At 51.7% G+C, this 13,651-nt stretch carries 10 protein-coding genes; 4 read left to right on the top strand and 6 right to left on the bottom strand.

From position 1 onward, the window contains the following. Positions 1-124: 124 nt before the first annotated feature. Positions 125-1,399: a tyrosine--tRNA ligase gene (gene tyrS / locus BV494_RS08670; protein ID WP_104922513.1), complete on the top strand. Its 1,275-nt coding sequence runs from the start codon at positions 125-127 to the stop codon at positions 1,397-1,399. A gap of 101 nt (positions 1,400-1,500) precedes the next feature. Next, positions 1,501-2,361: a pyridoxal kinase PdxY gene (pdxY, locus tag BV494_RS08665; protein ID WP_104922512.1), complete on the top strand. Its 861-nt coding sequence runs from the start codon at positions 1,501-1,503 to the stop codon at positions 2,359-2,361. A gap of 102 nt (positions 2,362-2,463) precedes the next feature. Here the strand turns inward: pdxY and gstA are convergent, their stop codons facing one another. The 4 genes from gstA to BV494_RS08640 form a co-directional block, all read right to left on the bottom strand. Then, on the bottom strand, positions 2,464-3,069 hold the full coding sequence (gene gstA / locus BV494_RS08660) for a glutathione transferase GstA (protein ID WP_104922511.1): 606 nt from the start codon (positions 3,067-3,069) through the stop codon (positions 2,464-2,466). Between the two features lie 199 nt (positions 3,070-3,268). Then, complete coding sequence (gene dapA, locus BV494_RS08650; RefSeq protein ID WP_104922509.1) at positions 3,269-4,135, bottom strand: 4-hydroxy-tetrahydrodipicolinate synthase; 867 nt, start codon at positions 4,133-4,135, stop codon at positions 3,269-3,271. Positions 4,136-4,259: 124 nt separating this feature from the next. Next, the gene (locus tag BV494_RS08645) at positions 4,260-5,933 is read right to left on the bottom strand and encodes a putative bifunctional diguanylate cyclase/phosphodiesterase (RefSeq protein WP_104922508.1); all 1,674 of its coding nucleotides are present in this window, start codon (positions 5,931-5,933) and stop codon (positions 4,260-4,262) included. 512 nt (positions 5,934-6,445) lie between these two features. Further along, on the bottom strand, positions 6,446-6,715 hold the full coding sequence (locus tag BV494_RS08640; RefSeq protein WP_104922507.1) for a hypothetical protein: 270 nt from the start codon (positions 6,713-6,715) through the stop codon (positions 6,446-6,448). Positions 6,716-7,021: 306 nt separating this feature from the next. On the opposite strand from BV494_RS08640, the gene BV494_RS08635 reads away from it, so the two are divergent. Together BV494_RS08635 and BV494_RS08630 are read left to right on the top strand one after the other, a co-directional pair. Continuing rightward, entirely contained in the window at positions 7,022-8,053 is a 1,032-nt protein-coding gene (locus BV494_RS08635; RefSeq protein WP_104922506.1) for a helix-turn-helix domain-containing protein, read from the top strand. 164 nt (positions 8,054-8,217) lie between these two features. Then, the gene (locus BV494_RS08630) at positions 8,218-10,113 is read left to right on the top strand and encodes a diguanylate cyclase domain-containing protein (protein WP_104922505.1); all 1,896 of its coding nucleotides are present in this window, start codon (positions 8,218-8,220) and stop codon (positions 10,111-10,113) included. An 82-nt stretch (positions 10,114-10,195) separates the two neighbouring features. Here BV494_RS08630 and dtpA read toward each other — a convergent pair whose 3' ends face one another. Next, positions 10,196-11,707: a dipeptide/tripeptide permease DtpA gene (dtpA, locus tag BV494_RS08625; protein ID WP_104922504.1), complete on the bottom strand. Its 1,512-nt coding sequence runs from the start codon at positions 11,705-11,707 to the stop codon at positions 10,196-10,198. Between the two features lie 583 nt (positions 11,708-12,290). Continuing rightward, the gene (locus tag BV494_RS08620; protein ID WP_104922503.1) at positions 12,291-13,493 is read right to left on the bottom strand and encodes a CMD domain-containing protein; all 1,203 of its coding nucleotides are present in this window, start codon (positions 13,491-13,493) and stop codon (positions 12,291-12,293) included. Between the last annotated feature and the right edge of the window lie 158 nt (positions 13,494-13,651).

Here is a 13,651-nt window from a genome sequence, read left to right as displayed (position 1 = left end):
AGCGCTCGGACGACGAGCGCTTTATTCTATGTCGTTCCCCGTAAAGGTGAGAGAAAAGGCACATGCGCGGCATGATGTCAGACATGAATCTGCACACATTCAGTACATACAAACGGAGTCTTTGATGGCGAGCAGCAACCTGATTAAACAATTGCAAGAGCGGGGCCTCGTTGCCCAGGTAACGGATGAAGACGCGTTAGCTGAGCAACTGGCGCAAGGGCCAATTGCACTCTATTGCGGTTTCGATCCTACCGCAGACAGCTTGCATTTGGGTCATCTGGTGCCATTGCTGTGCCTGAAACGCTTCCAGCTGAACGGCCACAAACCTGTTGCGCTGGTCGGCGGTGCGACCGGCCTGATCGGTGATCCGAGCTTTAAAGCCACTGAACGTAAACTGAATACCAACGAAACGGTCAACGAGTGGGTTGAGAAAATCCGCCAGCAGGTTTCTCCGTTCCTGGATTTCAACTGTGGCGAAAACAGCGCCATTACCGCGAACAACTACGACTGGTTTGGCGGCATGAACGTGCTGACTTTCCTGCGTGATATCGGTAAACACTTCTCCGTTAATCAGATGATCAACAAAGAAGCGGTGAAACAGCGTCTGAACCGTGATGACAGCGGCATCTCCTTCACCGAATTCTCTTACAACCTGCTGCAGGGTTACGATTTCTCCGAACTGTACAACCGCCATCAGGTGGTCTTGCAGATTGGCGGTTCTGACCAGTGGGGCAACATTACGTCCGGTATCGATTTGACCCGCCGTATGCACCAGAAACAGGTCTTCGGCCTGACCGTTCCATTGATCACTAAAGCTGACGGCACGAAATTCGGTAAAACCGAAGGCGGCGCAGTCTGGCTGGATCCGAAGAAAACCAGTCCGTACAAATTTTACCAGTTCTGGATCAACACCGCAGATGCTGACGTTTACCGCTTCCTGAAATTCTTCACCTTTATGAGCATTGAAGACATTAATGCGCTGGAAGAAGAAGACAAAAACAGCGGTAAAGCGCCGCGCGCGCAATACGTTCTGGCCGAAGAAGTCACCAGCATGGTGCATGGCGCAGAGGGTCTGGCTGCCGCAAAACGCATCACGCAGAGCCTGTTCTCCGGTTCCCTGAGCGAAATGACCGAAGTCGATTTTGGTCAGCTGGCGCAGGACGGCCTGGAGCTGTTTGAAGTGCCGCGTGATACCGACCTGCAACAGGCGCTGGTGATCGCCGGTATGGCGCCGTCCAAAGGTCAGGCGCGTACCATGATTTCGTCAAACGCCGTGTCCGTTAACGGTGAAAAACAAACTGACACCGAGTACAGTTTTACTGACAATGACCGCCTGTTCGGCCGCTACACCTTGCTGCGTCGCGGTAAAAAGAACTACACCCTGCTGCTCTGGGCATAAGTTTTACGACCGGCACCACGGGGAGCGAAATGCTCCCCGTTTTGACCTGTGATCTCAGCTATTCCGCCATCCACCGATGACGCTGCTATCGGAAATCCCTCATGAAAAGCATTCTTTCTATCCAGTCACATACTGTTTTTGGGCACGCCGGCAACAGCGCGGCTGAGTTCCCTATGCGTCGCATGGGCGCAAACGTTTGGCCGCTGAATACGGTTCAGTTTTCCAACCACACCCAGTACGGGCACTGGACCGGGTGCGTGATGCCCGCCAGCCATCTGACCGAAATTGCGCAGGGTATTGCGCAAATCGATCGTCTGAAAGACTGCGACGCCGTGCTGAGCGGTTATATCGGCTCGCCGGAACAGGGGCAGAGCATTCTGGAGATTGTCCGGAAGGTGAAAGCAGCGAATCCCAATGCCTGGTATTTTTGCGATCCGGTCATGGGGCATCCCGAGAAAGGCTGTATCGTGGCGCCGGGCGTGGCGGAGTTCCACTGCAATCAGGCACTGGTGAACTGCGATATCGTTGCACCGAACCTGCTGGAGCTGGAACTGCTCAGCGGCCATGCGGTGGCAAGCGTTGAGGAAGCCGTTGCCACGGCGCGCGAGCTTATCGCCAAAGGCCCGAAAATTGTGCTGGTGAAACATCTTAGCCGCGCGGGATATCACAGCGATCGTTTTGAAATGCTGCTGGTGACGGCGGATGAAGCCTGGCACATCGACCGGCCGCTGGTCGATTTCGGCGTGCGTCAGCCTGTTGGCGTGGGTGACCTGACCAGCGGTTTGCTGCTGGTGAATCTGCTCAAAGGTGAGGCGCTGGATAAAGCGCTGGAGCATGTAACCGCCGCCGTTTACGAAGTGATGCTGACCACCCATGCGATGGGCGAGTACGAGCTGCAAATTGTCGCTGCGCAGGACAAAATGGTGAAACCGGAACATCATTTCCCTGCGGTCAAACTGTAATCCCCGCAAGAGCCTGCCGTGTGTAAGACGTGGCTTCACGTTTCAATAAAAATGCCCCGGACTGAACATTCAGCCGGGGCATTTTTTGAGTCTACGAAACGCTTATTTCAGGCCTTCAGCCTTCATGGCCGCGTCAACCGCCGGACGCGCTGCAACGCGCTCCAGATAAGCATTCAGCTCGGTCAGCGCCGTGAAATCAAACTTCAGCGCTTTCGCCCAGCCCATCACGGTGAACAAATACGCATCGGCTACGCTGAAACGTGCACCCAGCAGGAAGGGGTGACCTTTCAGAGATTCATTCACGTACGCAAATTTTTTGCTCAATGCTTCGCGGGTCAGCGCTTTGAATTCGTCAGGCGTTTTCGGGTTGAACAGCGGCGAAAAACCTTTGTGGAGCTCGGTCGCAATATAGTTCAGCCATTCCAGCGCGTGATAGCGGGCCAGCGTACCTTGCTCCGGCATCAGCTGGCGGTCAGGTTTCTGGTCAGCCAGATACTGAACGATGGCAACGCCTTCGGTCAGAATGCTGCCGTCACTGAGCAGCAGCGTCGGGATCTGCCCTTTCGGGTTCACGGTCAGGAAGTCATCACCGGTTTCCGTCTTCTTGGTCGCCAGATCGACTTTCTCAATACTGAAATCCAGACCCGCTTCACGCAGGACAATATGTGGAGAAAGGGAACAGGCACCGGGTTTGTAATACAGTTTCATAAACACTCCATTGGATGAGCGACCAGTCTGTGCCCGCGAAACATTTCGGCTTCGGGAAACAGCTGCACGGCGATATAAGGTCTGCTTCTATCCTAGAACCGGCGGGAGCAAAAGTCAGTGATTTAATTGTGACGGGGCGTTCAATTGTTCACTTTATCACGCAGGGGATGACGGACGTTTTGCCCGTCATCCGGTGAAATCAGCGGGAGCGCTGGTTCAGGAAATCGCGAATGGCGTGTTCGACATTTTCCGGCGCAGGCAGCATCGGTGAACGCAGCTCGTTGTCCATCAGCCCGTCAAGCGACAGGGCGTACTTAATGGCTGCCGGATTAGGGGCAGAGAACATCAGACGGATCATCGGCAGAAGGCCGAAGAATATCTTGCGGGCGGCCACAATATCCTGCTTTTTGAACTGGTTAATCAGCGCAACGAACTCCTCCGTGAAGATATGTGAGGATGCCGCAATCGCGCCAGCGCCACCCAGACTTAACGTCGAGAAGATCTGCACATCTTCGCCACACAGCACATCCAGCTCGCCGTCTGCGATCAGCGAAAGCGTCAGATCAATGCTGCCACCGCAATCTTTCACTGCGGTAATCTGCGGGTGCTTAGCCAGCTGGCGCAGGGTTTCCAGTTCCATATGTACGCCGGTGCGGTAAGGGATGTTGTACACCACCACTGGCACCGTCGAATGGTCGGCAATTTCGGTAAACCAGGTCACCAGTGCGGCCTGAGACGGACGGATATAGTAAGGCGCAGGGATGAGCAGACCGGCGACAGGGCGCTCTAAAATGGCGTCCTGCATGGCGCGGATCACGGGCATATGCGTGCCGGAGAGTCCCATGATGACCTGCTGGCCTGGAACGATTTCCAGGACGGCGTCCAGCACCTGAAGTTGTTCTTCTTTGGTCAGCATTGGTGCTTCGCCGGTCGTACCACAGACGACAACGCCGTCCACACCCCGTTTGAGGAACCGGGCGCATAGTGACTTGAGTGCAGCAAAGTCGATCTCACCCTGATGGAAAGGCGTGACCAGCGGGACCCAGATACCTGAAAACGATGACATGTTGTGATTCCTTAAACGGCGTGTTTTATCAGCCTCGGATCATGTCAGTAAAACAGGGACGAGCGCCAATTGAATGAATTAATAAGGCGTTTTGAGTTATCTATGGTGCTTATGGTAGCGGTTTTTATGTACTGGCTAACATATCCATTTCATTACTCAATAAACTTTTTAACACTTCGACGGTCACGGGGCGGGAAAACAGATACCCCTGCAAATGTGAGCAACCCGCTGAAACCAGGAAAGATTTTTGCAGCTGATTTTCCACGCCTTCCGCAATCACGTTGAGATGCATTTTATTGCCGAGCTGAGAAACCGCCGTGACGATAGCGGCAGTATCATTCACTTCTGTGACGTACTGCACAAACGAACGGTCAATTTTCACGCTGTCCACCGAGATATCTTTCAGCAAACTCAGGCTGGAATAGCCTGTACCGAAATCATCCAGAGAGATCTTGACGCCCAGTTTACGCAGTTTTGCCAGCTGACTGAGGCTGGTCGGATTGGCGTTCATGACCGAGGTTTCGGTCAGTTCCAGTTCAAGCCGGGAGGGCGGAAAATCCTCTTGTTCCAGCACGGCCAGAAAACGCGGGCCGAAATCCGGTTCGCCAAGTTGTACGGCGGAAACGTTGATCGCCAGATTAAGCTGTTCAAAGTTTTTGATATCGCGGCATGCCTGACGCAGGACAATTTCACCCAACTGGATAACCAGCCCGGTTTCTTCGGCGAGTGCAATAAACTGCACAGGCGAAACCTGCCCGAGCACGCCGTGGTTCCAGCGTGCGAGGGCCTCGACACACACCACTTTTTCATCACTGCTGCGCAAAATAGGTTGATAAACGCAGGTTAAATCGCCGTCTTTTGCCAGTGATTCGGCCAGCGCTTTCACCATAATGCGTTTACTGACGCTGCTGGCATCCAGCAATTCTGAATAGAACGAGAACATATTTTTGCCGCGCTGCTTAGCTTCCAGCAACGCGGTGTTGCCCCGGCGCATAATTTCACCGGCAGTAATATTTTCAGCACCAAACATCACGATACCGAAAGAAATCGTGATCATCGGATTGGCGCGCGTCAGCGTAAACGGCTGGCGCATCATCACCAGAATTTCGAGGGCCAGATTATTGGCCATTTCACTGGTCGGGTTATTACGCAAAATGATGGAGAATTCGTCGCCGCCAATACGCGAAACGGTACCATTATTCCCCACTTCGTTACGCAAACGTTGACCAAATTCGCATAAAATGGCGTCACCGGCCTGATAGCCGTAGGTATCGTTGATGTAGTTAAAGTCGTTCAGATTCAGCAGGAAAAGGGCATAAGGCTCGGGACGATACATGCGCTGCGCTGCAATCTGGCTCAGTTCTTCACTCAATGCCGTCCGGTTTGGCAGACCGGTTAAGACATCGTGCCGCGCAAGGTAACGGATTTGGGCTTCTGAACTGCGCAGCAGCGAGATATCCATGATGGATGTCAGAATGAAATAGCGCGTCTCCAGCGTAACGCGTGACTTACGTACCAGCACATTGCGGCATTTACCGGAAGGATCGACCAGCGTTTCTTCATTCACCGTTTTTTCACCGGTGGCCAGCACTTCATCGTCACGCTCACGCTGACGGGCAGCCTGCTCAGAATCGGTAAAAAACGAGACATCCTGACCAATCAGCTCATCCCGTGTACGTCCATAAAACTCACTGGCTTTTTGATTCAAAAATACCAGTTTGCGTTGATCGTCTTTGAGTACCGTCGCTTCGGGAAGAGCATCAAGAACTGCCTGGCATATCGCAATATCAGTAAGCATGAGTTAATACCCCGAGCAGGAAATGAGTGTGTCCTGACGCCATTTTTTAGCCAGTAAACTCATCAGGTTGTTTTTGCAATTATTACTCACATTTGGATGAGATTATTACCCTTGTTATTAAATTTTAAAATTCAATTGGTTATCATGCCCTAAGTAATGTATTCGATATAATGTTCGGGTGAATAACGATCAACTCAGCGCAATCAGGTTCTAACCCGCGAATTTAGCCCGATACAAAGCATGATCTGCCTGAATCAATATGTGTGAGCTTGTGCCCTGAGTAACGGGAGTGACCGAAATACCCACCAGCGGTGAGGAATGGCGTCAGCATAATCAACCGGGGAAGGTTTTGATAAATACCTGAAGGCATAAGTTGCAGGCATTATTATTTGCGGGCGCGACAGATGTTATTTTGGCCGATTATGACGGTCGAACAGAAACACTTTCGTGAAAAATAGGAATTTCTTTATGAAATGAATGAGGGAAGGGCAGGGATAGCCGGGGGCAAGGGCTCAGAGGTGTTTTTTTGTACCGAATTTTTCATCCCATTCACGGCGATAGCTGCGTGATCGTTTTCTGCCTTTCAGCCATAAATAGGTACAGACCACGCATACACCTGCGGAGAAAACGATATTACGCATATCCTGATCGTAGAAAATGACCAGCATACAGTCGAGAGCCGCCACGATGGCAAACCATTTATGCATATGTAATTGTCTGCGGGTTTCAGCATTCAGGCGCTTGAGCTGACGTCCTTCATTCAGGACTTTTCCTTTATCCATCGATATTTCCTGGTGGGTTACGTGAAAAATGGGTTGGTGTCGTTAAAAAGGATAGCAAATCACAAAAGTGAAAAACGTAAATGCGATAGTAACCGATTAAAAATTTATTATCGCGGACTAAACGCGCAATCAATCCGTTGAATAACCCTGCTTATCGACTGATATTACTGCCTTTTAGGCGGGCTGGCCGGACGTGTGAGAAAGAGCGGTTTCTGGTGAAAAAGTATGACCCATTGCTGCTGAGGATTGATTTCACAGTATGACGTAGATTATCGTTTCAGAATAATCTTAATTTCCGGTGAGATAATGAGCGATTCATCCTCAAGAAAAATCGTTGACGGTGCCAACATTTACCAGGACTTCGAAACCCGTTTTTACGAATGGGAAGACGGGATGTCCAGCGCCGGATTTAAACTGGAATTGCCTGACCGTCACCGCGAAGAATTTGACTGGGGCGTTACCGGCTATAATTTTGGCCGCGTTATCGGCGGCGTGCTGACGGTCAGTGAACACGATATCAGCCGTCAATACGGCAACCTGTTTTCGATGCCTGATCATATCGTGATTTTTATCGTGGTCGTCGGTGGAATGTCATGCCAGTGTTTTGGGGAAGATTTCGTGCTCAGTCAGGGTGATATCCTGATACAAGATATGTCGCAGCCGATCAAAATCCACGTCTATCCCGGTGACCGCAAGCCACGTTTGGGCTCGTATCAGTACATTATTATGCCCAAGCACAGCCTGAATTTTAATGTTGATATTGCCTCACTGCACGGCAAACGTATTCCGGCGACTTCGCCGGTGAACATCATTTTACGCACCCACTTTGCCACGATGGTGCAGGTCTTTGACCAGATGACTGAGCAGGAAATCCTCAGCACCGGCGAAGGGGCTGCTTCGGTGTTTTTACAAACGCTGCATCTGGTGGCAGGCAAAAAAGTCGAACATCCGTTTGAGCAAAGTGCGCGGCTGGAAAGGATTTGTTTGTATATTGAGAAACATCTTAGCAAGCCGGTCAGCATCGATATTTTGTGCAAAAACTTCGCGATATCGCGTTCCGGATTGTACCGGTTATTCGAGCCGATGGGCGGTATTGCGCAATTTATCCGCAGCCGTCGCCTGTTGCTGGCAAAACGATTATTACGGACATCTTCGATGTCCGACCAAAGCCTGGCGGCTATTGCACGTCATTGCGGTCTTGAACTGAGCGCGTTGCGCCGGTATTTCCATGAGTTTTATGGCACCACACCCTCGGAAATGCGGGAGAAATACCGCCGTGATGCAGAACAATCCGGTCAGGCTGATGCCACACATGTGAATTGGGTCAGCTCGCTTTAATGGTTGATTTGTCAAGGTTTGTACGTTTTTTGTTAAATTCATACGCATTTCGTGATCTGTCACTATTCTGAATTTTGCCTCCGCAGGGCGGAATCAGGGCCGGTTTTCCGGTTAAACACAGTAAACTTGGAGGAATCTCCACCAGTAATCATTGAGAGTGCATTATGTTAGTCCCTCAACAGGCAGTTGATGAACAAGCTCGTCTTGCCATACTGGCTTCTCTGGGCATAGTAGATTCCCCCAGAATTGAGGAAATCGACCGCATTACCCGGATGGCCGCCCGTCAGTTTCAGGCCAAGGCGGTCGTTGTTTCACTGATAGATGCCGACCGGCAGTGGTTTTTGTCCCATACCGGCGTGGATATCAAGCAGTCCCCCCGCGACACCTCGTTCTGTGGTCACACGATCCTCCAGTCAAGCCCGCTTATCATCAGGGATGCCCGGCTGGATTTGCGATTTCACGATAATCCACTGGTTTCCGGCGAACCTCACATCGTTTTCTACGCAGGCTGCGCACTGTACTCAAAAGAGGGCGTCGCGCTGGGTGCGCTTTGCCTGATTGACGACCGCACGCGGGCGTGGAGCGATGAAGATCAACAGACCTTGCTGGACATGACCGCGCTGGTGCAGAGCTATATTTTTCATCTCGAAAATCGCCAGTACACCGCGCGTGTGGAAGACAACCTTGCAAAAAGCGAAGCATTATTCGAGCAGACGTTTGCCCACGCGGCGGTTGGTTTTTCACTGGTGGCGCTCGACTGGCGCTGGTTACGTATCAACCCCCAGGTTTGCAATATGTTGGGTTACGGCGAACATCAGTTGCGCACTTGCCTGCTGCATGATGTGACGCACCCGGACGACCTTTATGCCGAAAATATTCTGGTTCCGCGTCTGCTGTCGGGTGAAATCAACAGTTTCAGCGTTGAAAAATTGTTGCAGCGCGCTGACGGCGGCACGCTTTGGGTTACGCTGACGGCGTCTCTGGTGCGTAATGCCGCCGGTGATGCCCATCACTATATCGTCGTCATCAGCGATATCACTGAACGTAAGCATATCGAACAGGCGCTGTATTCCTTGCAGGAAGACCTTGAGCGCCGCGTGGCAGCGCGCACGCACGAGCTTCAGATGGCGATGGATCAGCTCCATCAGGAGATAGCGCAGCGCCTGACGCGCGAACGTGAACTGACCGAAAGCAAAAATCGCCTCAGGGCTATCACCGACAACATTCCCGCCCTGATTTGCCATGTGGATGCCAATGAACAATATACGTTCGTGAACCATTTTCACGCGAACTGGTACGGCGTGGAAGAAAACAAAGTGAACGGCCAGCAGGTCAGGGATGTGGTCGGGTATGAGAGTTACGAAAAAATTCAGCCTTACATCCGGCAGGTTTTGCAGGGCATGACGGTCAGCTATGAAATAGAATTACCCGAAGATCCCCGTCACGGAAAAGGCGGCGTTCTGCACACCACGCTGATCCCCTGCGATGATGTCCGCAACGGTTATTACGGTCTTTCCACGGATATCAGCGAAATCAAAGAACTTCAGGCGCAGCTTGAGTTTGAGGCCAACCATGATTCACTGACCGGTTTGCCAAACCGGCGCGCGTTCCAGCAGTCACTGATTTATGCCGCAAAACAACAAGAAAAAGCAGATAAAGACATCGCATTACTCTTTTTAGATATTGATAATTTTAAAGCTTACAACGACACCTACGGGCATGAATTTGGCGATTTGATCCTGAAGTTTTTCGGTCATACCTTGCGCGACAATCTGCGCTCGCAGGATATCGTGGCGCGGCTGGCTGGCGATGAATTTACGGTTTTACTCGGGCATTTGGTGAATACGGAACATGATGTCAGCCGGATTTGTATCAGCCTGATGAGTGCTTTGCACGGCATCGAACGCGTGGGCGGCGTGCCGGTGGCGTTGTCGGCAAGTATCGGTGTTGCCGTGGGGCGTGCGCGTCAGCCGTTGCTGCCGGATACGCTGATGGCCCGCGCCGATGCCGCCATGTACCGGGCGAAACAAAGCGGGAAGGGGCGCTATTATTTAGGATAAAAAGTCTTCGGGGCAGGGAATTGAGCACAAAAAAAACGCTTCCCGAAGGAAGCGTTCATTAACACTGAAAAACTCTCTGTGATTACTGAGCAGAAGCCAGTTCAGGTTGTTTTTCGTCAGTTTCGCGGTCAAGCGTCATGCGGTGCAGCTTAGAGGCAGTGACCAACATCAGGACGGCAATCACTGCGGTCGCGATACCAATTTGCAGGAACACGTGGCTGTAGATTGCCAGTGAAGCGTGTGCATCATTGATATCAGCTGGAACTGCCGTCAGATTCGCGACATAGCCCGCGATAATCGCCGCCGCAGCGGTCGTCAGGAACCATGCGCCCATGATGAAGCCCATCAGACGCTGTGGAACCAGTTGCGCCACCATCGCCAGACCCAGACCTGAAATCATCAGCTCACCGATACTCTGCAACGCATAGCTCAGCACCAGCCAGTTAACAGACACGATCCCATGTTCGTTGGCAAGGCTTGCACCCCACGGCAACACCAGGAATGCACCTGAGCACAGCACCATACCGATCGCAAATTTATGCGGCATTGGCATGCGGTCGCCCACTTTGGTGTAAACCGCTGCCAGAATCGGGCTGGCAACCATGATCCAGAACGGGTTCAGCGCCTGGAACTGCTCAGGCTGGAAGCTTAGACCCAGCAGATCGTGACCCACGTTATGGATAGCGAAGAAGTTCAGGGACGTTGGCATCTGGCTGTACAGCACGAAGAACACCACTGCTTCCATCATCAGCAGGAACGCGACAATCATCTTGCGGCGCGCGATGCCTTGCATAGCGAAGGTTTCTTTCGCAAACACAATGATGATACCCACAGAAACCACACCCAGAACCAGTCGTGCGATGGTTTGGTTATGCAGCAACCAGCTGGAAATGAACACCAGTGCAACAACGCCGACCAGTACCATCAGCAGTTTTTGGAACTGCAACGGTGCGAAATCCGGTTTTGAACCCTGACGTTTTACCCATTTGCGGCAGAACAGGAAGTTCACGATAGTAATCAGCATACCGACGACGCTCAGGGAGAACGCGACGCTCCAGCCATACTTCGCGGCCAGCCACGGCGTGGCGAGCATAGAGAAGAATGAACCGATGTTGACCGACATGTAATACATGGTGAATGCGCCATCAAGACGCGGGTCATCTTTTTCGTAGCAGGTAGAAAGCAATGAGGATGGATTTGCTTTAAACAGGCCGCTGCCGACGGCGATGGTCGCCATACCCAGATAAACCCAGAAGATTTCGTGGCCGGAATACGCAACGAATGAATAACCCAGCGCCAGCACGATTGCACCCAGCACGATCACACGCTTAGAACCCAGCACTTTATCGCCCAGCCAGCCGCCGATAGCCACGAAGCCGTAGACCAGCGCACTGAAGGATGAGAACAGGGTGATGGAGTCGGCTTCACTCAGGCCAAGCATTTTGACCAGGTAAACCGCCATGATCCCTTGCAGGCCGTAGTAACCGAAACGCTCCCACAATTCGATGGAGAAGATCAGATAAAACGCTTTTGGCTGTTTGAACGCGTTCAGACTCACGCTTTCTTTATTAGGTGTTTTGTTTGCAGTTGACACTCGTACCTCTGTTTATTCCTTTCGCCCGTGAATGGCGAAAACGCATAAGTGGCGCGAAATAAGCACCCTTTGCATTGTTATAAGATGGGATGACGGCAAGTAATGTTCACTATCTTCGTAAATGAGGCAAGGAGTTTGAAATGTATCGTTACATTTAACTTATCCGTCCTGATTAAACTATGTTCGAAATGTTATGCAGAATTAACGTTTATGTTTTCTAAATAGACAATGTGAATATGTTGTATGAATAATAATCCGGAAGTGTGATTTGTATTTGTTTTACATGAAAACCATTAAGTGGATTTACTTGCTTAAAATGAATGAATACGCAGTGAATATCTCTGCTTTATAGGGTTTTTTGTGGGGTTTTATGAATTAAAGCGTGGCGGGTGAAGATGTGAAGAGTGCGGGAAATAACCTGATGTGATCTGCCTCTCGTTTTAACACTAAATTTCCGATTGAAAATAAGATTAGTACGACTTGTGGCGGTTAGGCGGCCGAGGCGTTTACATTTGAGGGGTTCGGCAGGCGAATATCCTGCCGTAAAGGAGGGGGAAAGCATGAATGAAAAACGAGCCCGGACTTACCTGTTGAGGGTATCGCCGAGCGTCTGAATCAGGCGGTTTGACCAGCTGAACAGAGCTGCGGTGAGCAGGATATCCAGAGATTGTGCGGCACTGTAGCCCGCGTCAGACAAGCCGTGAAGACGGCGGGCGTCAAAACGCTCCGGTGTACGGGTCAGGGTAATCACGGCTTCCAGCAACGCCGCTTCTTTCGCATCCGCACGTTTTTGCGAGACAAAATCAACGGCGTCATCGCGATGGCTTTCTTTAAATAAATCACCGATCAGTGTTTCATTTCCGCCTGCTTCCAGATAAAGGCGTCCGTGGATCCCCGCACAGTACAGACAACCGTTTAACTGAGACGTCGTCACCGCTGACAACTCGCGCCACGCGGCTTTCGGGCGTTCTCCGGCCTGCATAATATTATTGAATACGGCCGAGAATTCGCTCAGCGCATCTGCATCATGAACCAGCAACGTATAGAAAGAAGAAGAACGGGCATTGGGCGCGATCAAATCCAGCACATCCTGCTGATGACGGCTGGCGGTTTCGGGCACCACTTCCGGCAAACGCGACGTCCAGTGCAGCATGGCCAGCGAAAACCCTTTTTGCTCGCAGCCTTCCGGCGACGGGAATCCGGGTAATACGGCAGCTGCACGACCACGCAGACCATTCAGGACGGCCAGTACGCGTGCCTGATAACAGACAAAACCAATAAGCTGCGTAAACGTGACAATATCCCGCGTGCTCAGCCCCACGTCGTAGAGCTGACTGAGCATCGGCGCAGTAATTAACGTGGGTTGCGTAGCGAGTAAGCGGGCGAACTGGGTAATGTGGGTCTGGCGGATGTTGCTTTCACGAGAAGCGTCGGGGCTGGAAAGCGGGGCGAGGCGGGCAGCGTAATGGCTACAAAGGCATTGCACGCCGCTCACCTGCGCCACGGTCAGCGCACTGCTGAGACGGTCATATAAAGACAACGTTTCGGTGCGCGAAACGTTCAGGCTCTCCGGAAAGAGAACGTCGTAACAGGCACGGGAAGCGCGCAGCAGGCCATGACGATCGTTAATCAGCGGGCGGAGTGTCGGGTCGAGCTGGTTTTCCAGCCCAAGTAAAAATCTGTCCTGAATCAACGCGGCATGAGGATCGAGGGGCAGGTGACCCTGCTGGCTGGATTGTGTTTCGTGATACCAGCCGCTATGTGCGGCCTTGCGTTGTTGTTCCATGATCGGGTCCTTTGCTTCAAGCCTGTGACTCAGGCAAATTTTCAGACCCTATCCTTGCCGATACCGTTGTCGAGATAAAATAATGTTAAGTGATAAATCATAGCGAAATGGAATAGAAGACCGCGAATATTCCAGCTGAACGGATTTAGACAGACGTT

The organism is Rahnella sikkimica, from assembly GCF_002951615.1.
GTDB classification, from domain to species: domain Bacteria; phylum Pseudomonadota; class Gammaproteobacteria; order Enterobacterales; family Enterobacteriaceae; genus Rahnella; species Rahnella sikkimica.
This window is presented reverse-complemented; position numbering and strand designations above follow the sequence as displayed.